Raw genomic sequence first — 26,609 nt, 5'->3', positions numbered from 1 at the left:
GTGAAAGGTCCACCATTCCCGTGCCCCGGCACCGGCCCGACATGACGCCTGCCGCATTGGTACGACTATCAGTGCCCGCCTGTGGACAACCGGCGCGGCCGTCTCTCGCGACCTGGCAGCATGGCTGTGTGACAGCAGCAACGCACTCCACCCTGTTCCCGCAGGTACCGGACTCCGCCGACGCGGTGCTCGAAGGGCTCGACCCCGAGCAGCGTGAGGTGGCCACGGCCCTGCACGGTCCGGTGTGCGTCCTGGCGGGTGCGGGCACGGGCAAGACCCGGGCGATCACGCACCGTATCGCCTACGGTGTGCGCGCCGGCATCCTGCACCCGTCCAGCATCCTCGCCGTCACCTTCACCAACCGCGCCGCCGGCGAGATGCGCGGTCGGCTGCGCCAGCTCGGCGCCGGCGGCGTCCAGGCGCGAACGTTCCACTCGGCCGCCCTGCGCCAGCTCCAGTACTTCTGGCCGAAAGCGATCGGTGGCTCCATGCCCCGGCTCGTCGACCGCAAGATCCAGCTCGTCGCCGACGCGGCGGCCGCGTGCCGTATCCGGCTCGATCGGGGCGAGCTGCGGGACGTCACCGCAGAGATCGAATGGTCCAAGGTCACCCAGACCGTCCCCGCCGATTACGCGCCCGCCGCCGCCAAGGCCGGACGTGTGTCCCCCCGCGACCCCGCCGAGATCGCCCAGCTCTACGCCGCCTACGAGGACGTCAAGCGCGAGCGGTCCGTCATCGACTTCGAGGACGTGCTGCTGCTGACCGTGGCCGTCCTCCAGGACCGGCACGACATCGCCGAGCAGATCCGCACCCAGTACCAGCACTTCGTGGTCGACGAGTACCAGGACGTCAGCCCCCTCCAGCAGCGCCTGCTCGAACTGTGGCTGGGTGAGCGGGACAGCCTGTGTGTGGTCGGGGACGCCAGCCAGACGATCTACTCGTTCACCGGAGCGACCCCGGACCACCTGCTCGACTTCCGCACCCGCCACCCCGGTGCCACCGTCGTCAAACTGGTCCGCGACTACCGCTCCACCCCCCAGGTCGTCCACCTCGCCAACGGCCTGCTCGCCCAGGCCCGGGGCCGGGCCGCCGACCACCGCCTGGAGCTCGTCTCCCAACGCGCTCCGGGGCCCGAGCCGGTCTACGCCGAGTACACAGACGAGCCCGCGGAGGCGGAGGGCGCGGCCCGCCGGATCCGCGAGCTCATCGACTCGGGGATCCCGGCCTCCGAGATCGCCATCCTGTTCCGCACGAACGCCCAGTCCGAAACCTACGAGCAGGCCCTGGCCGACGCCGCGGTGCCCTACCAGCTGCGCGGCGCCGAGCGGTTCTTCGACCGCCCGGAGGTGCGCAAGGCGGGCATCGCCCTGCGCGGCGCGGCTCGCTTCGGCGGCAACGACTCCCTTCTCGACGATGTCGTCGACCTCCCCTCCCAGGTGCGCGCCGTGCTGTCGGGGGAGGGCTGGACGCCGCAACCACCGGCCGGCTCCGGTGCAGTGCGGGAGCGCTGGGAGTCCCTCGCCGCCCTGGTGAACCTCGCCCAGGACTTCGCCGCCGCCAAGTCGGGCGCCACGCTGGCCGACCTCGTCGCCGAGCTCGACGAACGGGCGAACGCCCAGCACGCGCCCACCGTGCAGGGCGTCACCCTCGCCTCGCTGCACTCGGCCAAGGGCCTGGAGTGGGACGTCGTCTTCCTGGTCGGCGTCGCCGAGGGCATGATGCCGATCACCTACGCGAAGACCGACGAGCAGATCGAGGAGGAGCGCCGCCTCCTGTATGTCGGGGTCACCCGGGCGCGCGAACACCTCCATGTCTCCTGGGCGCTCTCCCGCTCACCCGGCGGCCGTCCCAACCGCCGCCCCAGCCGCTTCCTCGACGGGCTGCGCCCCGGCTCGACGGCCACCACGGGCCGCACCACCATCGGCGGAGCTGGCGGGATCGAGCGTGGAATCCCCGGAACCAGGGGGTCCGCCCCGAGACGGACCCAGCGAGTCCCCGCCCGCTGCCGAGTCTGCGGACGCACGCTGACCGACCCGGGCGAGATGAAGCTGATGCGCTGCGACGACTGCCCCTCCGACATGAACGAGGGCCTCTACGAGCGGCTGCGGGAGTGGCGGGCCGACCAGGCCCGCAGCAGCGGTCAACCCGCGTTCTGCGTGTTCACGGACAGGACCCTGATGGCGATCGCCGAGACCGCTCCCGACGACGAGCGCGAGCTCGCCCGCATCCCGGGCGTCGGGACGCGCAAGCTCACCCGTTACGGGGCCGATGTCCTGGCCATCTGCGCAGGCCAGTCAGGCGCGGAGCACACAGATCAGGACTGACACGAACTCGTCGAAAAAATAGTTTGCGCATGCCCCAGCAATCCCCATAGGTTCTTAGGCACGAGAGCAGCGGCCTTCTCGGAGGCGCTGATTCCGTGTTGTACTTGCATATCCGTAGGACTGGTTCACCCAGTCCCCCGAGACGCCGAGAGGAGGCGAGTCCAGTGATCAGCATCAACACCAGCTCCGTCAGCATTGTGAAAATGACCGATCGCTCGGCCGTCTCCGCGTGCATGCTCGGCGTTTCGAACCTGGGCACCGGTCTGTCCGGCATTCGTGCCGCCCGTCCGGCGTCCTCCTCCGTTGCTCCCGCGGGCCTTCCCGTTCGTGAGCGCAATGAGCGACCGACCAAGGCACTGGAAGCGGCAGTAGAGGCACAGGCACAGGCCTATGCCTTTACGGCGACCGGTGCCGGATTCCGGAAGCAGACGACGCAGCACCACCAGATGTGGGCCTTCCGTGGGCCAGAACCCTGGAGTGATCCAGCCTGATCGTCGATCAGGCCGGCGCCTTCAGGGCCGCGGAACCCCATCCGGGATCCGCGGCCCTTCTGTTTGTCCCTGAACAGGGATGACGGACCGAAGGAGCCTCGGGACAAGAAAAGAACCCGGTACCACCACCCCCCCGGCCAACCGGCCGGAACGACCAGACGAGGAAGACGAACCGTGCAACTCGAAGCGCACGCCCCGTCCGTACCGCCTTCCGACACGATCCCCAAGCTCGGCTCCACGGAGGACCCCGCCTTGACCCCGCTCACCGCGCTCACCGCGCTCGATGACGCCATCGAGAACCTCGGCGTGCCCGTCCCGTGCCGCTCCTACGACCCGGAGGTCTTCTTCGCCGAGTCGCCCGCGGACGTCGAGTACGCCAAGTCCCTCTGCCGCACCTGCCCGCTGGTCGAGGCCTGCCTCGCCGGTGCCAAGGAGCGGCGTGAGCCCTGGGGCGTCTGGGGTGGCGAGCTGTTCGTCCAGGGTGTCGTCGTCGCCCGGAAGCGGCCGCGTGGCCGCCCGCGCAAGAACCCGGTCACGGCATGAACACCGCAGGAACGATCGACCGTCCCCTCACGCACGACCCCCAGAAGCAGGCCCCGATGAAGCCGTCCACTTACGATCCCGCAGGCTCCGCGAACCAAGACTTCACCATCAGCGGCGCGAAGGACTCGCGTCAGAACAGGACCCGAGAGATGCAACTCATTCCAGAAGCCATGGCTCGTGCGCATATGCGCGAGCGACTGCAGGAGGCGGAGCGAGACCGACAGGCCGTGCGCCTGGTGGCCGCCCGCCGGATGCAGCGCAGGGCGGAGCGCGCATCGCTGCGTGCTCGCCGGGCGCTCGCCATGGCGGTCATGCAGTAACCCGCCCCACTTGAAGCGGAGGCCTCCCGCCCAGGAGGCCGAGTACTCAACGCGGGGGCCGGTCCGTGCCGAACGGACCGGCCCCCGCAGTGCGTTGCACGACCAGGAGGGCTCACGGCAGCACCGAGCCGGAATGGTGCGCGCACCGAGGCCAGGGCGTCGCGCCGCCGAGCCCGGGTGTTGGGCCCGCCGCCACCGGGGCGTGGCGCCGGCACAGCGGGGATGTGCCCCACCCCGGCCCGGGGCGTTGTGGCCGCTGAGCCGGCTGGGCGCGGAGATGCGGAGATATCGTCTCCGGATGACGAGTCCTACCGGAGGCAGCGACGACTCCGCCGCGCAGGAGCGGCGCCTTGTCTGCGCCCGCTGCGGCACGACGGCCGACGCGCTCGATGGAGTGGGCCCAACACTCACCTGGACCTACTCCGTGGAGGACGGCGTCCGCCGCCACTACTGCCAGACGTGCTCCCGGGAAAACCTCAGGTCCATCGAAGGGCGCCTGGAATCTGACTGGTGGTGAGGCCCACGGCCGGGACTCACGCCTCCGCTGCCTCCTCGCCGTCCGCCGGATCCTCCGGGACGAACCCCGGCAGCCATCCCTCCAACTCCTCGCGCAGTCGCACCGTCGCCCCCAGCTGACACAGCACGCCGATCGTGCTCAGCGTCACCCGGTGAATCAGCAGATAGGACGGGGGCAGGTTGAGCTGCTTGCCGAGCTGGTAGGCAGGGGAGCGGGGGTCGGCGACCCGGGCCGCCTGGCTGCGCATCCAGCCCCGAGTGAAGGTGAACTCCTCGACCTGCGCCGGCTCGATGATCGGCAACAGGTAGTCCATGACCGCGTCCGGGTTCAGCTCTATCGTCTCCTTGACGAACCCTTCCGCACACAGCAGCTCGTAGACCGTCTCGGCCTCCCCGTCGAGGGTCATCCGCAGGGACTCGCCGATGGTGGCCGGCAGGCCACCCGGAAGACGGTCGACCGTGCCGAAGTCCAGGACGCCCAGCCGCCAGTCGTCCTCACCCGCCGGGCCGCCGGGCAGAAGCCGGAAATTGCCCGGGTGAGGATCGGCGTGCAGCAGGCCGGTGCGGGCGGGGCCGGAGAACAGGAAGCGGGCCAGGAGCTGACCGGCACGGTCGCGCTGCTCCTGGGTGCCGTCCGAGATGATCTCCGACAGCGGGATGCCGTCCATCCATTCGGTGACCAGAATCTGGTCGGACTGGTGGACCACCTGTGGCACGACCACGTCCGGATCGTCCGTGAACTCCTCCGCGTGGGCCTGCTGGGCCTGGGCTTCCAGGCCGTAGTCCAGCTCTTCCGAGACGCGGTCCTTCAGCTCCGCGATCAGCGGCTTGATGTCCATGCCGGGGATCAGCGGACCGAGCAGACGCGAGAAGCGGCTCAGCTGGTTCAGGTCCGACAGCAGCGCCTCGCCGGCGCCCGGGTACTGCACCTTGACCGCCACCTCGCGGCCGTCGTGCCAGACCCCTCGGTGGACCTGGCCGATCGAGGCGGCCGCGGCGGGCTTGTCCTCGAACTCCAGGAACAGCTCGTGCCAGCCCTCGCCGAGCCGCTCCTCGAGCACGGCGTGCACGGTCCGGGTCGGCATGGGCGGCGCCGCCTCCTGGAGTTTGGTCAGCGCGGCCCGGTAGGGGCCGGCCACCTCCTCGGGGAGCGCGGACTCGAAGACGGACAGGGCTTGGCCGAACTTCATCGCGCCGCCCTTGAGCTCGCCGAGCACCTTGAACAGCTGCTCCGCCGTGCGCTGCTGGAGTTCGCGGCCGACGAGCTCGGCGGATTCACCGACGATCCGCTTGCCCAATCCCCAGGTCGCCCGCCCGGCGATGCCGAGCGGGAGCGCGGCGAGCTTGGCGGTCCGGGTAACCGCCTTCCGGGGAAGATCAGACATGCGCCCTCCAAGTCCCAGCCGGCCGCTCCGCCTCTGCCTCACGGCATTGCTCCGACGGCCGTTGCACCGCCATTGTCTCGTGCGATGCCCCGTCCTCGGAGGGGTGCTCCCCTTTTCCTCTCTCCGCCGCCGCGCACGGGCATGCCGGATGTGCCCAGATCGGCCGCGCGTGCCAGTGCAGAGCAGGGGCGGAGACCTCCCAGCGTGCCCCAGCGCTGGAGGGGATCCGGCCGTCCAGGAAGGCGAGCGCGTGGGCGGCCGCCAGTCCGGCGACGGTCGTGGCCAGCGTCAGGTCGCAGGGGTGCACCTGACGCTGCCTGCCGGAACGCCACTGGGCGACCAGGCGCGGCCAGGCCGGGTCCCGCTGGGCGCGGCCCTCGTGCAGACATCCCGCGCAGCTCGTCTCCCCGGGGAGGACGAGAGGACCGACCACGCCGGTGCCCTCCACGACACCGGTGTACAGATGGGGTGTCCCGGAGGCCATCAGCGGCTCGGCGGCGGCCGGGTCGGGCGCGTGCACGGCGACATCGTCCCGCGGGGCGATGATCACCAGCGAGAACCCCGGGTCGCCTCCCTCCGAAGACGCCTGCCGCGTCCGGCGCGGAGGCCGATCCGGGGCCGCCCGGCGCACGGCACGGCGGGCCGACTCGTCCCTGCGGTCGCCGACGGCTTCCGCGGGATGTCCGCCCGGTGCCACGTCCCACGGCTCCACTCGGCCGGCGTCGAGCACGTCCACCCCGCCCACACCGGCCCCCGCCAGGAGCGAGGCCAGCACGGCACCCACCCGTCCCGCGCCGCGCACCTGCACGCGCTGCGAGCGTCGGGCGGCCAGTCGGCCCATCGCGTCGCCGGGAGCCGAGGTCGTCAAGGAGAGGGAGGCCAGGTCGGGCCGCAGCCGGTCGAGGACCTCCTTCTTCTTTCGCAGGGCGTCAGCGGCCGGACCGCCTCCCCGGGCGTCGTCCAGGAGCCCGGCTCGCGCGAGTCTCCGCACGAGCCCGTCGACATGACCGTCGGGCAGATCCATGCGGCGTCCCTCCTCGCGCAGCAGCTCCAGTCCTCGCGTGCCGTTCAGGAGGTCGAGGAAGCTGCCCGTCGCCAGGTCCATCGGACCGAGCGTCATCGCATGCGCCGGAGTCATTCCGAACTGCACGGTGTTGAGGTCGCGCCAGCCGCGCCTCAGCGCCGGTTTCACCATCGGATGCATGACAGGCCCCCGTATGTCATAGATCGTTCCCGTATGTCGGTGGAGCGAGTCGCAGCCCGGGCCCGTCGCGCCAAGGCCGGTCGCAGGCACAGCCCGTGAGTGGGCGGCCACCAGAGCGCAAGGCGGCCCCTGGTCCCGGGTCGGCCCAGTCATCGCTTCGCCGACGAGATCCAGCATGCCCAAACCCGCGGCCCGCTGCCGAAAGTTGTCCACAGGCCCGGGCATTCGTCGTACAAGTCCGGCATCGGGTGGTGGCCGACGGGAGCGAACCATCCCGGAGCCGGGACTTCCCCGTGTGCAGCGGGTAACGTCGGGGCGTGCCCGCCGACCCACTGCACCGCGCCGGAAAGTCACCGCGCAGCACGATGAGCCAGCTGCCGAGCGGCTCGCTGGCGAGCGCGATCGAGGTCCGCAGGAGCGCCCGCCGGCGCAGAACGGTCTCCGCGTACCGCGAGGGCGATCGCACCGTCGTGCTCATCCCCGCCCGGATGTCCGAGGCGGAGGAGCAGCGCTGGGTGCACGTCATGCTCGACAGGCTCGCCGCCCAGGAGAGCAAGCGGGCCTTGGGCGACGCAGAGCTGGCCGAGCGGGCCCGGCGCCTGTCGGACCAGTACTTCGACGGACGGGCCCGGCCGGCTTCGGTGCGCTGGGTGACGAACCAGAACACGCGCTGGGGCTCCTGCACCCCCTCCGAGGGCAGCATCCGCCTGTCGCACCGCCTGCAGGGCATGCCCGAGTACGTCGTCGACTACGTCCTCGTCCACGAACTCGCCCATTTGCTCGTACCCGGACACGGACCTCGCTTCTGGGCACTGCTGGAGGCCTATCCGCGCACGGAGCGGGCCCGCGGCTACCTCGAAGGAGTCGTCGCGGCCGGGAGGTTGCCCCACGTACCCCGGGCGCGGGGTGAGGACCCCGCGGGGTGACCGACCGCTTTCCGCGAGCGAACAGCGGATACGGCCGAGCGGGCGTTGTGTACCGGCTCTGTACCGACCTCGTCCAATGTCCGAGTTTGCCGTTAGCCTGGCGCGACGCACTCACGTTCTGGATGGGGGACGGTCGTTACGCATGGCCAGGGAATTCCAACGCGGCCACAAGGCCAGGATCAGTGACCTCACCGCGGGCACCGATCTGTACGTAGGTGTGCAGATCGCCGGCCCCGGGCTGAGCTTCGACATCAGCTGCTTCGGCCTCGACGCCGGCGAACGGCTCTCGGACGACCGGTACTTCGTCTTCTTCAACCAGCCGAAGTCCCCCGAGGAGTCCATTCAGCTCCTGGGCGCCCAGGCGGGCGACACGGAGTCCTTCCGGGTGACGCTCGACCGGATCCCGCCGCAGATCCAGAAACTGTCCTTCACGGCGACCATCGACGGTGCCGGGCAGATGTCGCAGATCACCTCCGGCTACATCCGCATCGTCGCGGGCGGCGAGGAGGTGGCGCGCTACTCCTTCACCGGCTCGGAGTTCTCCACCGAACGGGCCGTGATGCTGGGCGACTTCTACCTCAAGGACGTATGGCGGTTCGCCGCCGTCGGGCAGGGCTTCGACGGAGGACTGGACGCGCTGCTGAAGAACTTCGGCGGCGAGGTCGCCGAGGAGGAGACGCCCGCACCCGCGCCGCAGCAACCGCAGGCCGGTGCCGCCCCCGGCTTCGCCCCACCCGCGTTCGGTGTCCCCGGAACCTCGGAATCCGCCCCCGCACCGGCAGCGCCTCCGGCTCCCGCCCCCCGCCCCGCCCAGGGCTTCGCGCCCCCGCCCGGGCCCACTCCGCCTCCGGCGCCCGCACCCCCGGTGCACGCCGCCCCGACCGTCGTCGCGCCCTTGCACACCCCGCCCGGCAGCTCGCCGGTGCCGCCCCCGGCACCCGCGCCGTACGGCCAGCCGGGCCAGCAGCCGCCGCCGTACGGCCAGGTCCCGGGCCAGACGGCCCCGCCGCCCCCCGGCTACGGTCAGCCCCAGGCACCCCACCTGCCGCAGGCACCCCAGGCCCCCGCCCCGCCCCCCGGCTACGGTCAGCACACCCCGCCCCCCGGCTACGGTCAGCAGCCGCCCTTCGGACAGGCCCCCTACGGAGCTTCGCAGGGTGCTCCGCAAGGTGCCCCTCAGGGCGCCGGTGTGTCCGCCGCGCTCCAGCAGTTCAAGGAGACCCCCACGGGGCAGCGCTGGACACAGCAGAACAAGAAGCTCGTCCGCGTGGACCTCGGCATCGGGGGACAGCCCGTGCTGGCCCGGCAGGGCAGCATGGTGCTCTACCAGGGCAAGGTCGACTTCAGCTACAAGGGCGCCGGGTTCGCCGGCCGGATCGTGGGCAACGCGACCGGCCAGGAGATGCAGCTGATGCGCTGCACGGGCCAGGGGCAGGTGTTCCTCGCCGAGAACTCGACCATGCTCCATCCCTTGGAGCTCCAGGGGGACGCCGTCTGCGTCTCCGCAGAGAACGTCCTCGCCTTCGACGAGAGCCTCACCTACGAGGTCCGCCGCATCGAGGGCCACGGCATCCCCGGCGGCGCGCTGTTCACGATGCAGTTCCAGGGCACGGGCACCATCGTCGTGAAGACGCACGGCACACCCGTGGTGCTGCCCGTCACGCCCACCACCTTCGCCGACTGCAACGCAGTGGTCGCCTGGTCGGCCGCCGCCCAGGTCGTCGTGTCCAGCCAGGTAAGGATGCGCCGCAACGCCTATCCCGGTGACACGGGGGAGAGCGTCAACCTGCAGTTCCGGGGAGCGCCCGGGAACTTCATCGTCGTCCAGCCGTACGAGGTCTGAGGGAGCCCGTCATGACACAGCAGCTCGCGGGCCACGCCCCCGCACCCGTCACCGCCCGCATGGAGAACCACGGCAATCACATGCTGAAGGTCGCCATGCAGACCGGGAACGACCTCCTCGCGCGCGTGGGGTCGATGGTCGCCTACGAAGGGTTCGTGCAGTACGAGCCCAACCCGCCGGCCGTGCGCCAGATCGCCAAGGACTGGCTCACCGGGGAGGGCGCGCCCCTGATGAAGTGCTCCGGCGACGGCCTGCTCTACCTGGCCGACTACGGGGCGAACGTCGTCGTCATCAACCTCAACGGCGACGGCATCTCCGTCAACGCCACCAACCTGCTCGCCTTCGACGCCCACCTGACGTGGGGCGTGGAGCGGGTCAAGGGCCTGGCGAAGTTCGCCGGCCAGGGCCTGTGGAACACCAAGATCTCCGGACAGGGCTGGGTCGCGCTGACGTCCCGGGGCAAGCCCATCGTCGTCGACTGCGGAGGCGGCGAGGACGAGACCTACGTCGACCCCGACGCGCTCGTCGCCTGGTCACCGAACCTCAAGGTGAAGGGCAAGCGCAGTTTTCGGGCCCAGTCGCTGATCGGCCGCGGCAGCGGCGAGGCCTACCAGATGGCCTTCTCCGGTCAGGGCATCGTCGTCGTCCAGCCCAGCGAGGACAGCACCGACCGCCTCCGGTTCCGGGGCTGAGGGGGAGCCACACGCCATGCAGAGCCCGATTTTCGCCTACAACGAGCAGCAGACCCAGGAACGCTGGAGCCTGCAGAACAAGCAGATGCTGCGCGTCGCCCTGGAGGGCCACGAGGACATCCTGGCCCGCAAGGGCACCATGGTCGCCTACCAGGGCCTCGTCGAGTTTGACGCCGAGTACCAGAGCAACCAGCAGTCACGCGCGCGTGCGCAGACCGGGGAGGGCCTCGACCTGATGCGCTGCCACGGGCAGGGCACGGTCTACCTCGCCAACCTCAAGCAGCACGTCCACGTCATGGACGTGGACCAGGACGGCCTCACCGTCGACAGCAGCTATGTGCTGGCGATGGACTCCTCGCTGCACCACGAGGTCATCGCCGTGGACAGCCTGTACGGCATCTCCGGCTCCGGGAAGTACCAGCTCAACATCTCCGGCCGGGGCAAGGTCGCCCTGATGACATCCGGCATGCCGCTGCTGTTGCAGGTGACGCCCGACAGGTACGTCAACTGCGACGCCGACGCGATCGTCGCCTGGTCCACGGGCCTGCGGGTGCAGATGCAGGCCCAGACGCACTCCTCCGGGGTGTGGCGGCGGCGTGGCAGCACCGGGGAGGGCTGGGAGCTGAGCTTCATGGGCACCGGCTTCGCACTCGTCCAGCCGAGTGAACTGCTGCCGCCGCAGAACGCCCAGATCGGCTCGGGCCTCACCGCGCAGTACGGCATGGGCCAGCAGGGAGCGCGCGGGCAGAACCAGGGCAACGCCTGGAGCTGATCGCTCCGCGGGTTCGGCCGATCGTGGGCTGTCCGTCCCGCCTCGGGCTGCGGGCCGTCCGGGACTGTCGCGCAGTCCCCGTGCCCCGGGGGGCACCCCACGGTCAGGATCACATGTAAGGGGCGGCCGTTCCTGCGACCGCCCCTTACTTCCGCTCAGAGCGCGAGCCTCGCCCGCGTCGCCTCCAGCAGCCGGACGACCGACTCGTCCGCCACGTGCGGTACCTCGTCGTAGCCGAACCAGCGCACGTCGAGCGACTCGTCGCTGACCGCCTGCACGGCGCCCGGCGGTGCCAGGACGGCGTACTGGACGTCGAAGTGGCGGTGGCACGGCGGCGGGATCGGATGCCGGTCCAGGCGCACCGGGCCGCCGGGCAGCAGGGTGAGCCCCGGGACACCGGACTCCTCCGTCGCCTCACGCAGGGCCGCCCCCGCCAGGGACGCGTCGCCCTCCTCGCAGTGGCCGCCCGTCTGCAGCCACATCCGGAGCTTCTTGTGCAGGGTGAGCAGCACTCGGCCGCCCTCGGGGTCGATCACCAGGGCGCTCGCCGTGAGATGACCCGCGTGGCAGGCCTTCCACAGACCGTCCGGGTGCTGCGCCAGGTGGTCGAGATAGGCCTGGCGCAGCTCTGTCTGGTCCTCGTACCCCTTCAGCACGAGGACCGCGTCGTCGTACAGCCTCACCCGGCGTCGTCGCCCTTGTTCTCGTCCTCGCCCTGGTCCTTCTTCTTGAGGTCGGGCTTGTCCGCCGCCTCGCCGAGCATCTTGTCCCACTCGGAGAAGTCGATCTGCTCGCGGTGCACGAAGCCGTCCGGGTCGTCCAGATCGGTCGCCGTCGGCAGCATGTCCGGGTGGTGCCACAGGGCGTCCCGGCCGTCGACACCGCGCGCGTCCGTGAGCGAAGCCCACAGACGGGAGGCGTCCCGCAGACGGCGCGGGCGCAGCTCCAGGCCGATCAGCGTGGCGAACGTCTGCTCGGCCGGACCGCCCGAGGCGCGGCGGCGGCGCAGCGTCTCGCGCAGGGCGTCGGCCGATGCCAGGCGCGGCTTCGCGGCGGCGTGGACCACCGCGTCCACCCAACCCTCCACGAGCGCCAGAGCCGTCTCCAGACGGGCCAGGGCCGCCTTCTGCTCGGGCGTGTCCTCCGGCTGGAACATGCCCTGCTGGAGGGCCTCCTGCAACTGCTCCGGGTTCTGCGGGTCGAACTGCCCGACCACGTCCTCCAGCTTGGCCGTGTCGACCTTGATCCCGCGGGCGTAGCCGTCGACGGCACCGAACAGATGCGAGCGCAGCCACGGCACGTGCGCGAACAGGCGTTGGTGGGCGGCTTCGCGCAGGGCGAGATACAGGCGCACCTCCTCCTGGGGAACGCTCAGGTCCTTGCCGAACGTCTCGATGTTCACCGGCAGCAGGGCGGCCTTCCCGGCCGGGGCGAGCGGGAGGCCGATGTCGGACGAGCCGACGACCTCACCGGCGAGCACGCCGACGGCCTGCCCGATCTGCGTACCGAACATGGCGCCGCCCATCGAGCGCATCATGCCGATCAGCGGGCCGGCCATGGCCTGCATCTCCTCCGGCAGGACGTCGCCCATGGCGGTGCCCACGCGCTCGGCGACCGGGTCGACGAGCTCCTTCCAGGCGGGCAGGGTGGCCTCGACCCACTCCGCGCGGCTCCAGGCCACCGCCGAGGCGGCGCCGGACGGCAGGGAGGTGGCATCGTCGAGCCACAGGTCGGCCAGGCGGACGGCTTCGTCGACGGCCTTGCGATCGGCCGGGCCGACACTGGCGTCCTTGGTACCGTCAGGGCTGCCCTGGGAGACCGTCTGGCGGGCGATCTGCTTGGCCATGTCCCAGTTCACCGGTCCGCCCTCGTAGGAGAGCATCTGGCCGAGCTGCTGGAACGCGGCACCCAGGTCGGTGGGGTTCAGCGACCCGAACATGGCTGCGAACGGATTGTCCGCACCGGGGCCGCCGGGGCCGCCAGGGCCTCCGCCGAAGCCTCCGGCTCCGGGCAGGCCGCCGAAACCGAACGGGTTGGCCGGTCCCTGACCACCACCGCTCTGCTGGTCCTTCTTCTTGCCCTCGTCGCCGTCGTCCGGCTCCTCCGGCGGAAGGCCGAATCCGAATGGGGTGTCACTCACGGGATTCCTCGGCTGGTAGGGCCGCCGGTTCTTTCCGGCGGCACGGCTGCCCGACAACACCACCCAGCGTAGACACCTGGGGCGGATCGGGCCTCGGTGCTTCGCCGGCTGACGGCCTGCGGCAGGATGGATGCCACCTGGTACGCACGCGTCGGACGCGCTCGTACTGAAGACAACCGCTGGAGACGCCCGGTGAGTTCCCCAGATCCGCAGGTTCGCGCAGCGCGAAACCAGTCAACCAGTTCCGCGAGCTCCGCGGCGCGTGGGCCCGTCGTCGCGGTCACCGGCGCCGCCTACGGCGTAGGAGCCCTGCTCACGGAGCAGCTCGCGGCATCCGACGAGGTCAAGCAGGTCGTGGCCATCGACGAGCGGCGCGGCGAGTGCGCGGCGGCCCAGTGGCACATCCTGGACGTACGGGATCCGGCCATCGCTGACAAACTGCGTGGCGCCGACGTGGTGGTGCACCTGGCACTGGATCTCGATCTGGAAACCGACGCAGCCGCCCGAACGGCCTACAACGTACGGGGGACACAGACCGTCCTGACGGCTGCCGCGGCGGCCGGAGTGCACCGGGTCGTGCTGTGCACCTCGGCGATGGTCTACGGGGCGCTCCCCGACAACGAGCTGCCGCTGTCCGAGGACGCCGAGCTGCGGGCCACGGCGGAGGCGACGGGCGTCGGCGACCTGCTGGAGATCGAACGGCTGGCGCGGCGCGCGCCCCGGGCGCATCCCGGGCTCAATGTCACCGTGGTACGGCCGGCCGTACTGGTGGGCGGCACCGACACCGCCCTGACCAGGTACTTCGAGTCTCCCCGGCTGCTCGTCGTCGCCGGGTCGCGGCCCGCGTGGCAGTTCTGCCACGTCGAGGACCTGTGCAGCGCGCTGGAGTACGCCGTCCTGGAGAAGGTCGACGGGGAACTGACCGTCGGGTGCGACGGCTGGCTGGAGCAGGAAGAGGTCGAGGAGCTCAGCGGCATCCGGCGGATGGAGCTGCCCTCGGCGGTCGCGCTCGGCGCGGCGGCACGACTGCACCGGATCGGGCTGACGCCGTCCCCGGCCGGAGATCTGGCGTACACGATGTACCCCTGGGTGGTGAGCGGCAGCCGGCTGCACGACGCCGGGTGGCGGCCGCGGTACACCAACGAGGAGGTGCTGGCGGAACTCCTGGAGGAGGTCTCCGGGCGGCACACGGTCGCCGGGCGGCGGCTGGGCCGCAAGGACGCCACGGCCGCGGGTGCCGCGGGTGCGACGGTGGCCCTGCTGGGCGCGGCGGCGGTGGTACGGCGGGCGCGGAAGGCCCGGCGGCGGATCTGAGAGGGCCCCTGCAGGAGAGTTCGAACGCGACGCGCGCGTGCCGGCCGACAGCCTTGTTCCGCGCGGCCGGTCGCGTGCGGCACGATGGAGGCATGGCAACCACGAACGATCACCCCGGTGAGCAGGCCGCGCAGGACCCGATCAAGCTGATCGGGATCCGGGACACGGCCCTCTCGCTGGACGAGGTGTTCCGGGCGGTCGGGGACGACGCGGCCGGGGGCACCGCGCTCTTCGTGGGCACCGTGCGCAACCACGACGGTGGCGCCGACGTCGAGGAGCTGGGGTATTCCTGCCACCCCAGTGCCGAGGCGGAGATGCGGCGGATCGCCGGGAAGGTCGCCGCCGAGTTCCCGGTGCGGGCCCTGGCGGCCGTGCACCGCGTGGGGGACCTCCGGGTCGGGGACCTCGCCGTGGTCGTCGCCGTCTCCTGCCCGCATCGCGGGGAGGCCTTCGAGGCCTGCCGGAAGCTGATCGACGACCTCAAGCACGAGGTGCCCATCTGGAAGCACCAGAAGTTCTCCGACGGCACCGAGGAATGGGTCGGCGCCTGCTGATCCGCCAAGCCGCCTTCCGGTTGCGTAACCGCACCCCTGGCGTGAGCGTTGTCACTGCGGATGGTTAATCTGCTGATCAGTCAGTTGCGGACGCTCGAAGGGGTTGGAGGTCGGCATGGCGGCGCTCGCCTGGTTGCTGATTCCGCTTGTGGCTGCCATCGGCGCGGGGCTCTGGGGCAGTTGGGTCAACCGGACCCGCAAGGTACGCAACGACGGTCCGGAGCTCACCGGCTACGCCCGTTTCCGGGAGGCCATGGAGAAGCCCTGGCCGGGTGGCTGACGGTCGAAGAACAGCAGGTCACAGACGGTTGAGAGCGCAGGGCCGCCCGGACGGGCGGCCCTGACGGTGCGCTGACAGGGCCGTCCCGTAATGTCGAGTCATGCCACGCCGCACCGCGACGATGCTCGCCTCCACCCTGATGCTGATCGCGCTCCTGTGCGCGGGAGTGTTCATCCCCGTGCCCTATGCGGAGATGTCCCCGGGGCCGACGGTGAACACGCTGGGCGATCACGACGGTGAGCCGGTGCTGCAGATCGCGGGGAAGAAGACGTACGCGACCAGTGGCCACCTGAACATGACCACGGTCCGGGTCACGAGTGCCGACTACCGTATGAACCTGGTGGAAGCCGTCTACGGCTGGCTCGCGCACGACAACAAGGTCGTGCCGCACGAGACGCTCTACCCGGACGGCAAGACCGAGGAGCAGTCCACCCAGGAGAACGCCGAGGAGTTCAGCCAGTCCCAGGAGAGCGCCAAGGTCGCCGCCCTGAAGGAGCTGGACGTTCCGGTGAAGTCCTGGGTGATCGTCTCGACAGTCGTCAAGGGGTCCCCGGCCGAGGGCAAGCTGCACGCGGGGGACGTGATCAAGGCCGTCGACGGTACGACGGTGAAGGCGCCGGCCGACGTCGCGAAGCTCGTCACCAAGCACAAGCCGGGCCAGGAGGTCCGCTTCACGATCGTGCCGGCCAAGGAGCAGGCCGCCGCGGAGAAGGAGAAGCGGACGCCGACCAGGACACAGGTCATCACGATGACCACCGCGACGTCGGACGACGACGGTGAGAAGCGCGCCATCGTCGGGATCTCGGCGGGGACCGACCACACGTTCCCGTTCACCATCGACATCAAGCTGGCCGACGTCGGCGGGCCGAGCGCCGGGCTGATGTTCGCGCTCGGCATCTACGACAAGCTCACCCCGGGCAGCCTGACCGGCGGCACGTTCGTGGCCGGCACCGGCACGATCGACGACGCCGGCAAGGTCGGGCCGATCGGCGGCATCGAGATGAAGACCGTGGGTGCGCGGGCCAAGGGCGCGCAGTACTTCCTCACGCCCGCCGACAACTGCGCGGCCGCCGCCAAGGACACCCCCGACGGCCTCACCCTCGTCAAGGTGGGAACCATCCAGGACGCCCTCGGCGCGCTCAAGGACATCCGCAGCGGCGACACCGCGGCTCTGCCGAAGTGCGGTAAGTAGTCCGAGAAGCCGAGGGCCCGGCCGACCGGACCCTCCCGGGCCCCTCGGCCTATTCCTCGAACGTCGCAGCCAGCGCCTCCGCCAGCCCCGGGACCAGGTCGGAACCGGTCAGGACCTCGGTGGGGGAGTCCTTCTCGCGCAGCCGCAGGGCCGACTCACGTGTGCCGTCGCGCAGGACCCCGACCGTCATGCGGACCTCCTGGCGGTCGGGGTGGTCCGCCACCCATTTTGTGAGCGCGGCCTCGCTCAGACCCTGCGGAACCTGCGCCTCCGCGGACGGCGGCAGCATCAGTCGCTCCACGGCGAGGGCGCAGCCGACCACCGCGTCGGGCCAGGCGATGGTGGCGAGGAACTCGTCGAGCGGCTTGCCCGTTGGAACCTCGTCCTGCTCGATCGGGGTGAGGCCGGAGTTCTCCGGCTCGTCCCCCAGGCCGAGCCGGTCCGCGAGTGAGGGCTGTTCTGCCCGCAGCCGTGCGGTGTCGACGAGGGCGAAAAGGCGGGCTGACTGGTCCCAGCCGAGGCCGGAGACGTACTCGTCGATCTCGAGAACGGCCCGGGTGAGCGGGTTCGCAGCCATGGGAGTGTTGGACATGGTCACAATCCTGCCTCGTTCCCGGCCGGAATCGGGAACCGAGTAAACGGTGAGTAAGTTGCATAGGTGGGGGCCCACGATCACGGGGGCCACGCACGGCCCGTGAAGACGCGGGCCTGACGAATCAACAGCGAACTTCGAGGTGCGCACCTTGGCTTTCCAGATGCCGGACCGCGGCGGAGGCCCGACAGGGCCGCGGATGAGAGTGGGCCGCCCGTCCCGGCGTGTCCGGACCCTGCTCATGACGCTGGGCGTCCTGGCCGTTCTCGGCATGGCGTTCACCATGTTCGCGGGCTTTTGGACGGACTGGCTCTGGTACCGGTCGGTGAACTACTCCTCGGTCTTCACCACCACCCTGTGGACCAAGATCGGGCTTTTCTTCGTCTTCGGCCTGCTGATGGCCCTCGCCGTCGGCTTCAACATCTGGCTGGCGCACCGGCTGCGCCCGCCGCTGAGCGCCATGTCGATGGAGCAGCAGAACCTCGACCGCTACCGGATGGGCATCGCGCCCTACAAGAAGTGGCTGCTGTTCGGGATCACCGCCCTGGTGGGCCTCATCGCCGGCGCCTCCGCGTCCGGCCAGTGGCGCACCTGGCTCATGTGGGTCAACGGCGTGCCCTTCGGCCAGAAGGACCCCCAGTTCAAGCTGGACGTCTCCTTCTACGCCTTCGACCTGCCCTGGTACCGGTTCCTGCTCGGCTTCGGCTTCGCCGCCGCGATCCTGTCCGTGATCGCCGCCGCGCTGACGCACTACCTGTACGGCGGCCTGCGCGTCACCAGCCCCGGCGCCCGGGCCACGGCCGCGGCCACCGGGCACCTGTCGGTGCTGATCGGCGTCTTCGTGGCGCTGAAGGCGGTCGCGTACTGGCTCGACCGGTACGGACTCGCGGTGAAGTCCAGCGACTTCAGGGCGACCGACAACTGGACGGGCCTGAGGTACGTCGACGCCAACGCCTACCTGCCGGCCAAGACGATCCTGTTCTGCATCGCCGTCATCTGCGCGCTGCTGTTCTTCGCCACCCTGTGGCGGCGTACCTGGCAGCTGCCCGTGATCGGCTTCGGCCTGATGGTGCTCTCCGCGATCCTCATCGGCGGCCTCTACCCGGCGATCGTGCAGAAGTTCCAGGTCCAGCCGAACGAGCAGGCCAAGGAAGCGCCGTACGTCGAGAAGAATCTCGAGGCGACGCGCAAGGCCTACGGCATCGACGGCACCCAGGTCACCGACTACTCGGGTACGAGCAAGACCGAGGACAAGACCACGCTGCGCGACGACGTCGACTCCACGGCGAGCATCCGGATCGTGGACCCGAACATCGTCTCGCCGACCTTCCAGCAGCTCCAGCAGATCAGGAACTACTACGCGTTCCCGAACAACCTGGACGTCGACCGCTACACCAAGGATGGCAAGGACCAGGACACGGTCATCGGCCTGCGTGAGGTGAACCTGGCGGGTATCCCGAAGAAGAACTGGATCAACAACCACTTCCGTTACACGCACGGATACGGAGTGGTCGCCGCCGAGGGCACCAGCGCCGACGCTCAGGGCCGGCCGGTCTTCACGGAGTCCGACCTGCCTTCCAAGGGCAACCTCGGCACGTACGAGCAGCGGGTGTACTACGGCGAGAAGACGACCACGTACTCGATCGTCGGCGGTCCCCAGAAGGAGATCGACTACTCCGACGACAAGGGCGAGAAGACCACCAGCTACAAGGGTGACAGCGGGGTCAACCTCTCCAACCCGGTCAACCGCGCCGCGTACGCGGTGGCGTTCGGCGAGCCGCAGATCCTCTACTCCGGCGCCATCGGCGAGGGGTCGCGGGTCCTGTACAACCGAACACCCAAGGAGCGCGTCGAGGCGGTCGCCCCCTGGCTGACGATCGACGGCGACGCCTATCCGGCGGTCGTGAACGGTCAGATCCAGTGGATCGTCGACGCGTACACGACGACGAACGGATACCCGTACTCCTCTCGTACGACCCTCGGTGACACGACGGCCGACTCGTTGACCGCGACCAACGACAACCGCGCGGTGGTGGCCCAGCAGAATCAGGTCAACTACATCCGCAACTCGGTGAAGGCGACCGTCGACGCGTACACCGGCGAGGTCAAGCTCTACCAGTGGGACACCAAGGATCCGGTCCTGAAGACCTGGATGAAGGCCTTCCCCGACACGGTGGAGCCCAAGAGCGGCATCTCCAAGGACCTGATGGACCACCTGCGGTACCCGCAGGACCTGTTCAAGGTCCAGAGGGAGTTGCTCACCCGCTACCACGTGAAGGACGCGACGACGTTCCTCAGCGGCAGCGAGGTGTGGCAGGTGCCGGACGACCCGACGAACCGGTCGGGCAGCGCGGTGCCGCCGTACTACCTGAGCATGAAGATGCCCGACCAGAAGGCACAGGCGTTCTCGCTGACGACGACCTTCACGCCCAACGGCCGGGACAACCTCAGCGCGTTCATGGCGGTCGACGCCGAGGCGGGCACCAGTGACTACGGCAAGATCAGAATCCTGAAACTGCCGACCAACACCACGGTCAACGGACCCAAGCAGGTCCAGAGTCAGTTCAACTCCCAAGAGGACATCGCCGAGTCCATCAGGCTTCTGAGAGGCGGCGACTCCGAGGTCGAGTACGGCAACCTGCTGACGGTGCCGCTCGACGGAGGACTGCTGTACGTGGAGCCGGTCTACGTACGCGGTGGCGGACTGAAGTACCCGCTGCTGCGCAAGATCCTGGTCACCTACGGAGGCCAGACCGCCTTCGAGAACACCCTCGACGCGGCCCTCAACAAGGTCTTCGGAGCGGAGGGTCCGGCCACCGAGCCGCCGGACAAGGGCGATACGCCACCGCCGACGTCCGAGGACCCGTCGGTCCAACAGGCCCTGGAGGACGCCCAGAAGGCGTTCGACGCGGGTCAGGAGGCCCTGAAGAAGAACGACTGGGAGGCCTACGGCCGGGCGCAGAAGGACCTCGAGGAGGCCCTGCAGCGGGCCGAGGACGCGCAGGCCGAGGCGAGCCGGACGGGCGGCGCCGGAGGCGGCGAGAGCAAGCCCGGCGGCAAGCCGAGCAGCAGCCCGAGCCCCAAGCCGAGCAGTTAGGCCCCTGGCCTGGTCAAATGCCCGTCCCGCGCCGTGATACGGTTGTGAACACAACGGCGCGGGGTGGAGCAGCTCGGTAGCTCGCTGGGCTCATAACCCAGAGGTCGCAGGTTCAAATCCTGTCCCCGCTACTGAAGTCGCGATGTCCGAGTGGCAGAGTGACACCGAAGGCCCGGATTCCACACAGGAATCCGGGCCTTCGTGATGTGTGTGAACGCATGTGCTGGCGCAGACTGCGGCCGTGCCGCCGGGGGGAGTTGGGCAATCTGTGTTTGACTTGTCTCTCTGTGGGCATGTCGACAAAACGCTGAAGTGACCTCACTGGCTGCGGTATACCAGGTGTACCCAGGTTGCAGGTGGTGCGACGATGGACGTTATGGGGGACAAGGCAACTCTGTTCGAGACAGGGCGTTTTGTGCAGCCTTCCAGCCGGGAGGACACCGAGACCCCGGACGAGACCGGGGAGATCGCCGATGAGGCGGCCGAGGAGCTGCGTCAGCGGCTCGCTGCGGAGGCCGGCGACGTCGAGGCGATGAGTGTCCTCGGGGCCATGTTGCTGCGCCGTGGTGATCTCGACGGTGCCGAGCCTCATCTGCGTGCCGCCACAGCCGCGGGCGACCGGGCGGCCGCCAACAATCTGGGAGTCCTCCTGCATCAGCGGGGGTACGCCGACGAGGCCGCCGGATGGTGGCGGATCGCCGCCGTCGCCGGATCCACGGCGGCCGCGCACGCCCTCGGCCGGCACCACCGCGAGCGGGGCGACGAGCCCGCCGCCGAGTACTGGCTGCGCCAGTCCGCCGAGCAGGGCCACACCCTGGGCGCGTACGCGCTCGCCGATCTGCTGGAGCACCGCGGGGACGCCGCGGCCGAGCAGTGGATGCGGGTCGCGGCCGAGCGCGGGCACCGGGAGGCGGCGTACCGGCTGGCGCGGGCCCTGGACCGGAAGGCGACGCGGGAGGCCGACGGCGACAACGGTGTCCAGGGGGCCGACGAGGCCGAGCAGTGGTACCGGCAGGCCGCCGCGCGCGGCCACCGGCGGGCCGCGCTGCACCTCGGGACGATCCTGGAGAGGCGCGGCGAGCTCAAGGAGGCCGGGCGCTGGTACCTGACGTCCGCCAAGGACGGCGAGGCGCGGGCCGCCTGCGCGCTGGGCTTCCTGCTGCGGGACGCGGGCGACACCGAGAACGCCGCCGTCTGGTGGCTGCGGGCCGCCCAGGACGGTGACGGCAACGCGGCGAACGCGCTGGGCGCGCTGCACGCCGAGCGGGGCGAGACCCAGACCGCCGAGCGCTGGTACCGGGCCGCGATGGACGCGGGTGACGTCAACGGCGCGTACAACCTCGGCCTGCTCTGCGCCGAGCAGGGGCGCACCCCGCAGGCCGAGCAGTGGTACCGGCGCGCGGCCTACGCCGGGCACCGGGAGGCCGCGAACGCGCTGGCGATCCTGCTGCTGCGGGCCGGCGACGAGACGGGCGCGGAGCCCTGGTTCTCCAAGGCCGCGGAGGCGGGGAGCGTGGACGCCGCCTTCAACCTCGGCATCCTGCATGCCGGGCGGGGCGAGGAGCAGGCCGCGCTGCGCTGGTACGAGCGTGCCGCCGCGGCCGGGCACACCGAGGCGGCGCTCCAGGTCGGTATGGCGAGGCTGCGGGACGGCGACGAGCAGGAGGCCGAGCGGCACCTGCGGTGTGCGGCCGGGGGCGGGAGCGCCGAGGCCGCGTACCGGCTGGCGACCGTGCTCGACGCCCGTCGGCCACCGGAGCCCGCGCACGAGCTCGGGGAGCCCGTGCACCGGCGGAGTGAGTGTGAGGAGTGGTACGAGCGGGCGGCCTCCCAGGGGCATCGGCGGGCGCAGGTCCGGGTCGGCATGCTGGCGGCGGCCCGGGGCGACGTCGTCGAGGCGGCTCGGTGGTACCGGGAGGCGGCCGAGGCCGGGTCCCGCAACGGGGCGTTCAATCTGGGGCTGCTGCTGGCCCGGGAGGGGAGCGAGCCGGAGGCGGCGGTCTGGTGGACACGGGCGGCTGACGCGGGGCACGGGCGGGCCGCGTTGCGGCTTGCCCTGGTCTACGCGCGTCGGGGTGAGCTCGCGGAAGGGCAGCGCTGGGCGGACCGGGCCGTGTCACTGGGACCGGCGTCGGTCACCGAGAGGGCGGAGCGCTTGAGGGACGCGTTGCGGCAGGAACTGTCGGCTTGAGGCCGGACCGGGCCGAGTGGTGCTCGACGTCGGGTCAGGGGGTCGGGCTGTCCGGTGCCGGTGCGAGGGCCGGGCTGCGCGGTGCTCGACGGTCGGTACAGGGGACCGGGCTGTCCGGTGCCGGCGCAGCCGCCGCTGCATGGTGCCCGGCAGCACCCGTACCGATACCGGCGGCGGGTTGCGTGGCCCGATTCGCCGCGGGTGCCGCAGTCGGGCCGCTGTCCTCGCGGCGCCGCGAACCGCTCGCCGTGAAGCGATTTGCATCCGTCCTCGTCATTGACGTAACGTTGCATTCATCGACGCGGGGTGGAGCAGCTCGGTAGCTCGCTGGGCTCATAACCCAGAGGTCGCAGGTTCAAATCCTGTCCCCGCTACTGAAGGCCTGGGGCCGGAATCCGAAAGGGTTCCGGCCCCAGGTGTTTTCCGCAGTCGCGCCCCCGTTGCCGTCGCCCTGGAGGTCGCCGAGTCGGCGGGCAGCGCAAAGCCCCGGCACCCATCGGTGTCGGGGCTTGTCAGCCGGAGTGCTAGGCGGCCGCGCAGTTCGGGCAAACGCCGCGGTACGTCACCTCGACGTCCGAGACCGTGAAGCCGAAGCGCTCGGTGTCGGGGAGGTCCGCCAGCGGGTTGCCGATCGGGTGGACGTCCCGGATCGCGCCGCACCGGGCACAGACCAGGTGGTGGTGCGGCCGGTGGGCGTTCGGGTCGTACCGCTTGGCGCGCTGGTCGGTGGAGACCTCCAGCACCTCGCCGAGGGTCACGAGCTCACCGAGTGTGTTGTAGACGGTCGCCCGGGAGATTTCGGGGAGCTTGGCGACGGCCCGGGCGTGGACCTCGTCGGCCGTCAGATGGACGTGTTCGCCGTCGAGGACCTCGGCCACGACGCGCCGCTGCGCGGTCATCCGCCATCCGCGTCCGCGTAGGCGTTCCAGAAGGTCACTCATGGCCACCAGCCTAACAGCTAAGGGGACCAGGTCCCGAACAGGTGTGAGTTTAGAACCTAACTTTATTTAGACCTTGTCTATGATAGGGCCCGGCTTTGGCTCGGGGTGGGCTGGCCAGCCGCAGGCCACCCGGCTCGCCGGTGAACTGTGGCGGACGGGCCGGACCCCGAAGGAGGCCCGGCCCGTCCGCGCGGTCATGCCGGAACGCGCTGGCGTGCCGGTGCCCAGCAGCGAATGATGTCGCGGACCGAGACGATGCCGGCCGGTTCACCGCCCTCCAGCACGATGAGGTGCCGGAAGCCGCCGTGTGCCATGGCGCCCGCCGCCTCCTCCAGGGTCCAGGTCGGAGCGGCGAAGACGACGTCGGTGGTGGTGTGGGCGTGGGCGCGTTCGGTGTCCGGGTCCTGGCCCAGGCCGACGGAGTTGAGGATGTCGCGTTCGGTGAGGATGCCGATGCCGCCGGCGTCGGGGTCGTGGACCACGGCCGCCCCGATCTTGCGCGCGGACATCAGCGCGGCGGCCTGACGCAGCGTGTGGGTCGGGCCGATCGTGAGGACGACAGTGCTCATGGCGTCACGGACGAGCATGGATGGAGCCACCTCCTGGGAGTCTCCCCGCCGTTCGTTCAGGTTTCACAAATGCACAAGTGGGGGGACTCTCAGAGTGGCAGGCAGAGGGAGGGTCAACAAGGGGGCGCTCGGTAACAACGGGGGCTCAGTAGCGCTGGTTCTGATTGGCCTGGCCAGCCGAGTGCAGATGTCTCAGCCTGCCGCTAGCTGAGCTGCATCGTTGCGGTCGGCATTGGTCGTTGTGGGCCGTCGAAGCGCTTCCTCGGACGGCCCACAGACGGCCCAGAGGCTGGGGTGCGCTGAGGCGCAGCGCTGCCCCCCGTCCTTGTCAGCAGCTCTCCGGCCGCAAGCGGGCTTCCGCGGGCTCCTGGTTTTCCCGCTCACGCACCCCAGTCCATTCCCATACCTGGTCCCAAAAGGATTGGAAATCTTTTACTGAGGTAGGACCGTAGGGCGATTGACGCGCTCTTTGGTAAACCCACTGATTGGTTTCAGGACGACCCAGAAGATACTTTCAATAATCTTGAATAGTATCAGCCATAGACTCAAGACCAAGAATGGGACTATCAAGAATGCAACCGATGGCACCAGTACAATCAGCCACGAGGCAAACTCTGCTGGTCCTGTGTTGCGGAGAAGGCCTTGGGTTCGAACCGCACTCCACATCATCCATCTGCGCACAAATGGCACACCCAACTCCAGCATGGCGCACCGGAAAATATGATCAGCTTTGGAGCGGTTCATATCGGGTGGACGGTCCTCAGGGGGAGGCTTTTTGACGAGGTAGTCGTGCAGAATTGCTGCTTTGGTGTAACGGCCATATGTAGGGAAGAGCCACACGAAGTGTCGCGGAACTGAAGCGAGATCGGTTTTGAAGCCTTTTGGTACCGTGAACGTCCCGCTCTCGCTCGCGTGCCTAAGTGGAGAATCCAATTCCCAGCGCTGATCATCGACTTGCGTTATCGAGACCTCACCCGTGAACGGCATCTCGAACACCCCGCTGATTGGCCTGGTTTTTCTGTATGCCCCTGTACCATTATCCCTCAGGTCAAGGTGTTGCGCATCTTAGAGGATGTCCAAAGCGATGCACGTCGGTAGACCTCACGCGCCCTGGCCCAGTAGCTCGGTGCCGCAATCCGCAATGCCGAAGCTGTCCATCCCCGTAGAACTCACCGGCGCCATGTACTTCGCGATCGAATCACCTGTATGGGGAGGCGGTAGGGCCTTCTATGACCCGCACCCGAGCGAGCGTGTGTTGGCCAGGGCGCATCTGGTGACTGCGCAACAGTTTGCCGACACTGCGGCTCAGGAGATGACCGGAAACCGGGCACGGACCTTGATCTGGTTGGCGCGCTGACACAGGGACGTGCCGTGCTGGGGGAAGGTCGCTCTCCGTCGGTGTCGTCACGGCGCCTGTCGATGTACTTCGCTCGCTTTGGCGGCCGCCGCCGGAATTGGTGGCAGGGTGGACGGGAGAAGTGCGCGTGCACCGCGAGCCCTCCCCTTCTGTGGTGGACTTGGCCGGCGGGTGCGGCATGCGCCAAGGCGAGGTGCTCGGCCTGGCGGCCGAAGACGTGGACTTCGTCGAGGGCGTGGTTCACGTCGTCCGGCAGGTGAAGCTCATCGCCGGGCGACAGGTGTTCGCACTGCTGGGGAACCCACAAGTCAGAACGCAAACGCCATCAGTAGCGCTGGTTGAGAAATCCGAGCAGCTCGTCGTGCAGCAGGCCGTTCGACGCGGCCGCGTTACCGCTGTGCGGGCCCGGTCGGGCGTCGAGTCCGGTGAAGGTGCCGCCGGCCTCGGTGACGACGATCGCGGTAGCGGCCATGTCCCACAGGGACAACTCCGGCTCGGCACACATGTCGACGGCGCCTTCCGCGACCATCATGTACGGCCAGAAGTCGCCGTACGCGCGCGTGCGCCACACCTCGCGGGTGAGGTCCAGGAAGCCGTCCAGACGGCCCTGCTCCTCCCAGCCGCTGAGCGACGAGTACGCGAAGGAGGCGTCGGAGAGCTTGGAGACGCGCGAGACCTGCAGCCGGGAGGCCTTGGTGAGGCTGCGGCCGGAGAACGCGCCGTGGCCCTTGGCGGCCCACCAGCGGCGGCCCAGGGCGGGGGCGGAGACGACGCCGACCACGGGCTGGAAGCCGCCTTCGCCGGCCTCCATGAGCGAGATGAGCGTGGCCCAGACGGGGACGCCCCGCACGTAGTTCTTGGTGCCGTCGATCGGGTCGATCACCCAGCGGCGGGGGCCGGTGCCCTCCACTCCGTATTCCTCGCCGAGGATCGCGTCCCTGGGGCGGGCACGCTGGAGCTGGCCGCGGATGAGTTCCTCCGCGGCCTTGTCCGCCTCACTCACCGGGGTCATGTCCGGTTTGGTCTCGACCTTGAGGTCGAGGGCCTTGAACCGGTCCGTCGTCGCGGCGTCGGCGGCGTCGGCGAGGACGTGGGCGAGACGCAGATCGTCGAGGTAGTCGGGCATGCAACGAACCTATCTGCCGAGGTGGGGGTGGGGCTACAGGGGGTTGGTGAGGGTGGGGGAAGGGTGCGGCTCCGGCGCCGGGGCCGCGAGGGCCGATGATCCGGGCCCGCTCGGCGGTGCCGCCCGGCACCGTCTCGGGCCTGGCGTGAGCGACCTGGCCATCACGGCGAACCGGCTGCGGAAGTCCTGCAGCGACAAGACCGTCCGGGACGGCGTCCACCTGGCCGTCCCGGACGGAAC

24 protein-coding genes and 2 tRNA genes are annotated in these 26,609 nt (G+C 69.9%); 17 read left to right on the top strand and 9 right to left on the bottom strand.

What is annotated here, in order from left to right; translation table 11 throughout:
• The first annotated feature begins 41 nt into the window (after positions 1–41).
• From ACIQHQ_RS15205 to ACIQHQ_RS15185, 5 genes are all read left to right on the top strand, one after another.
• On the top strand, positions 42–2,324 hold the full coding sequence (locus tag ACIQHQ_RS15205; RefSeq protein WP_402612366.1) for an ATP-dependent DNA helicase UvrD2: 2,283 nt from the start codon (positions 42–44) through the stop codon (positions 2,322–2,324).
• Between the two features lie 164 nt (positions 2,325–2,488).
• Positions 2,489–2,815 (top strand): hypothetical protein, encoded by a 327-nt coding sequence (locus tag ACIQHQ_RS15200; RefSeq protein WP_361301695.1) that lies wholly within the window; start codon positions 2,489–2,491, stop codon positions 2,813–2,815.
• A 174-nt stretch (positions 2,816–2,989) separates the two neighbouring features.
• On the top strand, positions 2,990–3,358 hold the full coding sequence (locus ACIQHQ_RS15195; protein ID WP_030854855.1) for a WhiB family transcriptional regulator: 369 nt from the start codon (positions 2,990–2,992) through the stop codon (positions 3,356–3,358).
• Positions 3,355–3,678, top strand: a complete 324-nt coding sequence (locus tag ACIQHQ_RS15190) for a hypothetical protein (RefSeq protein WP_402612365.1) — start codon at positions 3,355–3,357, stop codon at positions 3,676–3,678. The genes ACIQHQ_RS15195 and ACIQHQ_RS15190 overlap by 4 nt, the downstream gene beginning before the upstream one ends.
• A 298-nt stretch (positions 3,679–3,976) precedes the next feature.
• Positions 3,977–4,195 carry a hypothetical protein gene (locus ACIQHQ_RS15185; RefSeq protein WP_402612364.1) on the top strand — a complete coding sequence of 73 codons (219 nt, stop codon included), beginning with the start codon at positions 3,977–3,979 and terminating at the stop codon, positions 4,193–4,195.
• Between the two features lie 16 nt (positions 4,196–4,211).
• Here ACIQHQ_RS15185 and ACIQHQ_RS15180 read toward each other — a convergent pair whose 3' ends face one another.
• Together ACIQHQ_RS15180 and ACIQHQ_RS15175 are read right to left on the bottom strand one after the other, a co-directional pair.
• Positions 4,212–5,579: an ABC1 kinase family protein gene (locus tag ACIQHQ_RS15180; RefSeq protein WP_402612363.1), complete on the bottom strand. Its 1,368-nt coding sequence runs from the start codon at positions 5,577–5,579 to the stop codon at positions 4,212–4,214.
• Positions 5,572–6,783 (bottom strand): ThiF family adenylyltransferase, encoded by a 1,212-nt coding sequence (locus ACIQHQ_RS15175; RefSeq protein ID WP_402612362.1) that lies wholly within the window; start codon positions 6,781–6,783, stop codon positions 5,572–5,574. The genes ACIQHQ_RS15180 and ACIQHQ_RS15175 overlap by 8 nt, the downstream gene beginning before the upstream one ends.
• Before the next feature lie 317 nt (positions 6,784–7,100).
• Here ACIQHQ_RS15175 and ACIQHQ_RS15170 point away from each other — a divergent pair, with 317 nt between their 5' ends.
• The 4 genes from ACIQHQ_RS15170 (at position 7,101) to ACIQHQ_RS15155 (ending at position 11,016) form a co-directional block, all read left to right on the top strand.
• Positions 7,101–7,709, top strand: coding sequence for a M48 family metallopeptidase (locus ACIQHQ_RS15170; protein WP_402612361.1), 609 nt, complete (start codon positions 7,101–7,103; stop codon positions 7,707–7,709).
• 142 nt (positions 7,710–7,851) lie between these two features.
• Entirely contained in the window at positions 7,852–9,552 is a 1,701-nt protein-coding gene (locus tag ACIQHQ_RS15165; protein WP_402612360.1) for a TerD family protein, read from the top strand.
• Between the two features lie 11 nt (positions 9,553–9,563).
• A complete protein-coding gene (locus ACIQHQ_RS15160) occupies positions 9,564–10,244 on the top strand; it encodes an AIM24 family protein (RefSeq protein ID WP_234845832.1) in 681 nt (226 codons plus the stop codon).
• Between the two features lie 16 nt (positions 10,245–10,260).
• On the top strand, positions 10,261–11,016 hold the full coding sequence (locus ACIQHQ_RS15155) for an AIM24 family protein (protein WP_402612359.1): 756 nt from the start codon (positions 10,261–10,263) through the stop codon (positions 11,014–11,016).
• A gap of 155 nt (positions 11,017–11,171) precedes the next feature.
• Here the strand turns inward: ACIQHQ_RS15155 and ACIQHQ_RS15150 are convergent, their stop codons facing one another.
• Both ACIQHQ_RS15150 and ACIQHQ_RS15145 read right to left on the bottom strand, forming a co-directional pair.
• Positions 11,172–11,699: an NUDIX hydrolase gene (locus ACIQHQ_RS15150; RefSeq protein ID WP_402612358.1), complete on the bottom strand. Its 528-nt coding sequence runs from the start codon at positions 11,697–11,699 to the stop codon at positions 11,172–11,174.
• On the bottom strand, positions 11,696–13,156 hold the full coding sequence (locus tag ACIQHQ_RS15145) for a zinc-dependent metalloprotease (protein WP_402612357.1): 1,461 nt from the start codon (positions 13,154–13,156) through the stop codon (positions 11,696–11,698). The genes ACIQHQ_RS15150 and ACIQHQ_RS15145 overlap by 4 nt, the downstream gene beginning before the upstream one ends.
• Positions 13,157–13,348: 192 nt before the next feature.
• Here ACIQHQ_RS15145 and ACIQHQ_RS15140 point away from each other — a divergent pair, with 192 nt between their 5' ends.
• The 4 genes from ACIQHQ_RS15140 to ACIQHQ_RS15125 all read left to right on the top strand — a co-directional run bounded on the left by ACIQHQ_RS15140 (position 13,349) and on the right by ACIQHQ_RS15125 (position 16,496).
• On the top strand, positions 13,349–14,470 hold the full coding sequence (locus tag ACIQHQ_RS15140) for an NAD-dependent epimerase/dehydratase family protein (RefSeq protein ID WP_390991398.1): 1,122 nt from the start codon (positions 13,349–13,351) through the stop codon (positions 14,468–14,470).
• 92 nt (positions 14,471–14,562) lie between these two features.
• Positions 14,563–15,024: a molybdenum cofactor biosynthesis protein MoaE gene (locus tag ACIQHQ_RS15135; RefSeq protein WP_402612356.1), complete on the top strand. Its 462-nt coding sequence runs from the start codon at positions 14,563–14,565 to the stop codon at positions 15,022–15,024.
• A gap of 115 nt (positions 15,025–15,139) precedes the next feature.
• Positions 15,140–15,304 carry a hypothetical protein gene (locus ACIQHQ_RS15130; RefSeq protein WP_402612355.1) on the top strand — a complete coding sequence of 55 codons (165 nt, stop codon included), beginning with the start codon at positions 15,140–15,142 and terminating at the stop codon, positions 15,302–15,304.
• A gap of 100 nt (positions 15,305–15,404) precedes the next feature.
• Complete coding sequence (locus tag ACIQHQ_RS15125) at positions 15,405–16,496, top strand: PDZ domain-containing protein (protein ID WP_402612354.1); 1,092 nt, start codon at positions 15,405–15,407, stop codon at positions 16,494–16,496.
• Positions 16,497–16,545: 49 nt separating this feature from the next.
• Here the strand turns inward: ACIQHQ_RS15125 and ACIQHQ_RS15120 are convergent, their stop codons facing one another.
• The gene (locus ACIQHQ_RS15120; RefSeq protein ID WP_402612353.1) at positions 16,546–17,088 is read right to left on the bottom strand and encodes a PPA1309 family protein; all 543 of its coding nucleotides are present in this window, start codon (positions 17,086–17,088) and stop codon (positions 16,546–16,548) included.
• A 163-nt stretch (positions 17,089–17,251) separates the two neighbouring features.
• Here ACIQHQ_RS15120 and ACIQHQ_RS15115 point away from each other — a divergent pair, with 163 nt between their 5' ends.
• From ACIQHQ_RS15115 to ACIQHQ_RS15100, 4 genes are all read left to right on the top strand, one after another.
• Entirely contained in the window at positions 17,252–20,185 is a 2,934-nt protein-coding gene (locus ACIQHQ_RS15115) for a UPF0182 family protein (protein ID WP_402612686.1), read from the top strand.
• Between the two features lie 57 nt (positions 20,186–20,242).
• Positions 20,243–20,316: transfer RNA gene (locus tag ACIQHQ_RS15110), tRNA-Met, on the top strand.
• Between the two features lie 236 nt (positions 20,317–20,552).
• Positions 20,553–22,376 carry a tetratricopeptide repeat protein gene (locus ACIQHQ_RS15105; protein ID WP_402612352.1) on the top strand — a complete coding sequence of 608 codons (1,824 nt, stop codon included), beginning with the start codon at positions 20,553–20,555 and terminating at the stop codon, positions 22,374–22,376.
• 300 nt (positions 22,377–22,676) lie between these two features.
• Positions 22,677–22,750 (top strand) — tRNA-Met (locus ACIQHQ_RS15100).
• Positions 22,751–22,900: 150 nt separating this feature from the next.
• Here the strand turns inward: ACIQHQ_RS15100 and ACIQHQ_RS15095 are convergent.
• The 4 genes from ACIQHQ_RS15095 to hisN form a co-directional block, all read right to left on the bottom strand.
• Positions 22,901–23,317, bottom strand: a complete 417-nt coding sequence (locus ACIQHQ_RS15095) for a Fur family transcriptional regulator (protein WP_402612351.1) — start codon at positions 23,315–23,317, stop codon at positions 22,901–22,903.
• Between the two features lie 194 nt (positions 23,318–23,511).
• Positions 23,512–23,904, bottom strand: coding sequence for a cyclic nucleotide-binding/CBS domain-containing protein (locus tag ACIQHQ_RS15090; protein ID WP_402612350.1), 393 nt, complete (start codon positions 23,902–23,904; stop codon positions 23,512–23,514).
• A gap of 414 nt (positions 23,905–24,318) precedes the next feature.
• Positions 24,319–24,873 (bottom strand): DUF1353 domain-containing protein, encoded by a 555-nt coding sequence (locus ACIQHQ_RS15085; RefSeq protein WP_402612685.1) that lies wholly within the window; start codon positions 24,871–24,873, stop codon positions 24,319–24,321.
• Between the two features lie 695 nt (positions 24,874–25,568).
• The gene (gene hisN, locus ACIQHQ_RS15080; RefSeq protein ID WP_402612349.1) at positions 25,569–26,369 is read right to left on the bottom strand and encodes a histidinol-phosphatase; all 801 of its coding nucleotides are present in this window, start codon (positions 26,367–26,369) and stop codon (positions 25,569–25,571) included.
• Between the last annotated feature and the right edge of the window lie 240 nt (positions 26,370–26,609).

The organism is Streptomyces sp. NPDC092370 (assembly GCF_044755265.1).
GTDB lineage: Bacteria > Actinomycetota > Actinomycetes > Streptomycetales > Streptomycetaceae > Streptomyces.
This window is presented reverse-complemented; position numbering and strand designations above follow the sequence as displayed.

Excerpts from the sequence above, each read along its gene's own strand:
- ACIQHQ_RS15155 (WP_402612359.1), top strand. The coding sequence starts at position 10,261 with ATGCAGAGCCCGATTTTCGCCTACAACGAGCAGCAGACCCAGGAACGC.
- ACIQHQ_RS15180 (WP_402612363.1), bottom strand. The coding sequence starts at position 5,579 with ATGTCTGATCTTCCCCGGAAGGCGGTTACCCGGACCGCCAAGCTCGCC.
- ACIQHQ_RS15190 (WP_402612365.1), top strand. The coding sequence starts at position 3,355 with ATGAACACCGCAGGAACGATCGACCGTCCCCTCACGCACGACCCCCAG.
- ACIQHQ_RS15095 (WP_402612351.1), bottom strand. The coding sequence starts at position 23,317 with ATGAGTGACCTTCTGGAACGCCTACGCGGACGCGGATGGCGGATGACC.
- ACIQHQ_RS15185 (WP_402612364.1), top strand. The coding sequence starts at position 3,977 with ATGACGAGTCCTACCGGAGGCAGCGACGACTCCGCCGCGCAGGAGCGG.
- ACIQHQ_RS15205 (WP_402612366.1), top strand. The coding sequence starts at position 42 with ATGACGCCTGCCGCATTGGTACGACTATCAGTGCCCGCCTGTGGACAA.
- ACIQHQ_RS15175 (WP_402612362.1), bottom strand. The coding sequence starts at position 6,783 with ATGCATCCGATGGTGAAACCGGCGCTGAGGCGCGGCTGGCGCGACCTC.
- hisN (WP_402612349.1), bottom strand. The coding sequence starts at position 26,369 with ATGCCCGACTACCTCGACGATCTGCGTCTCGCCCACGTCCTCGCCGAC.
- ACIQHQ_RS15165 (WP_402612360.1), top strand. The coding sequence starts at position 7,852 with ATGGCCAGGGAATTCCAACGCGGCCACAAGGCCAGGATCAGTGACCTC.
- ACIQHQ_RS15160 (WP_234845832.1), top strand. The coding sequence starts at position 9,564 with ATGACACAGCAGCTCGCGGGCCACGCCCCCGCACCCGTCACCGCCCGC.
- ACIQHQ_RS15135 (WP_402612356.1), top strand. The coding sequence starts at position 14,563 with ATGGCAACCACGAACGATCACCCCGGTGAGCAGGCCGCGCAGGACCCG.
- ACIQHQ_RS15120 (WP_402612353.1), bottom strand. The coding sequence starts at position 17,088 with ATGTCCAACACTCCCATGGCTGCGAACCCGCTCACCCGGGCCGTTCTC.
- ACIQHQ_RS15085 (WP_402612685.1), bottom strand. The coding sequence starts at position 24,873 with ATGCCGTTCACGGGTGAGGTCTCGATAACGCAAGTCGATGATCAGCGC.
- ACIQHQ_RS15125 (WP_402612354.1), top strand. The coding sequence starts at position 15,405 with ATGCCACGCCGCACCGCGACGATGCTCGCCTCCACCCTGATGCTGATC.
- ACIQHQ_RS15090 (WP_402612350.1), bottom strand. The coding sequence starts at position 23,904 with ATGCTCGTCCGTGACGCCATGAGCACTGTCGTCCTCACGATCGGCCCG.
- ACIQHQ_RS15115 (WP_402612686.1), top strand. The coding sequence starts at position 17,252 with ATGCCGGACCGCGGCGGAGGCCCGACAGGGCCGCGGATGAGAGTGGGC.
- ACIQHQ_RS15105 (WP_402612352.1), top strand. The coding sequence starts at position 20,553 with ATGGACGTTATGGGGGACAAGGCAACTCTGTTCGAGACAGGGCGTTTT.
- ACIQHQ_RS15130 (WP_402612355.1), top strand. The coding sequence starts at position 15,140 with ATGGCGGCGCTCGCCTGGTTGCTGATTCCGCTTGTGGCTGCCATCGGC.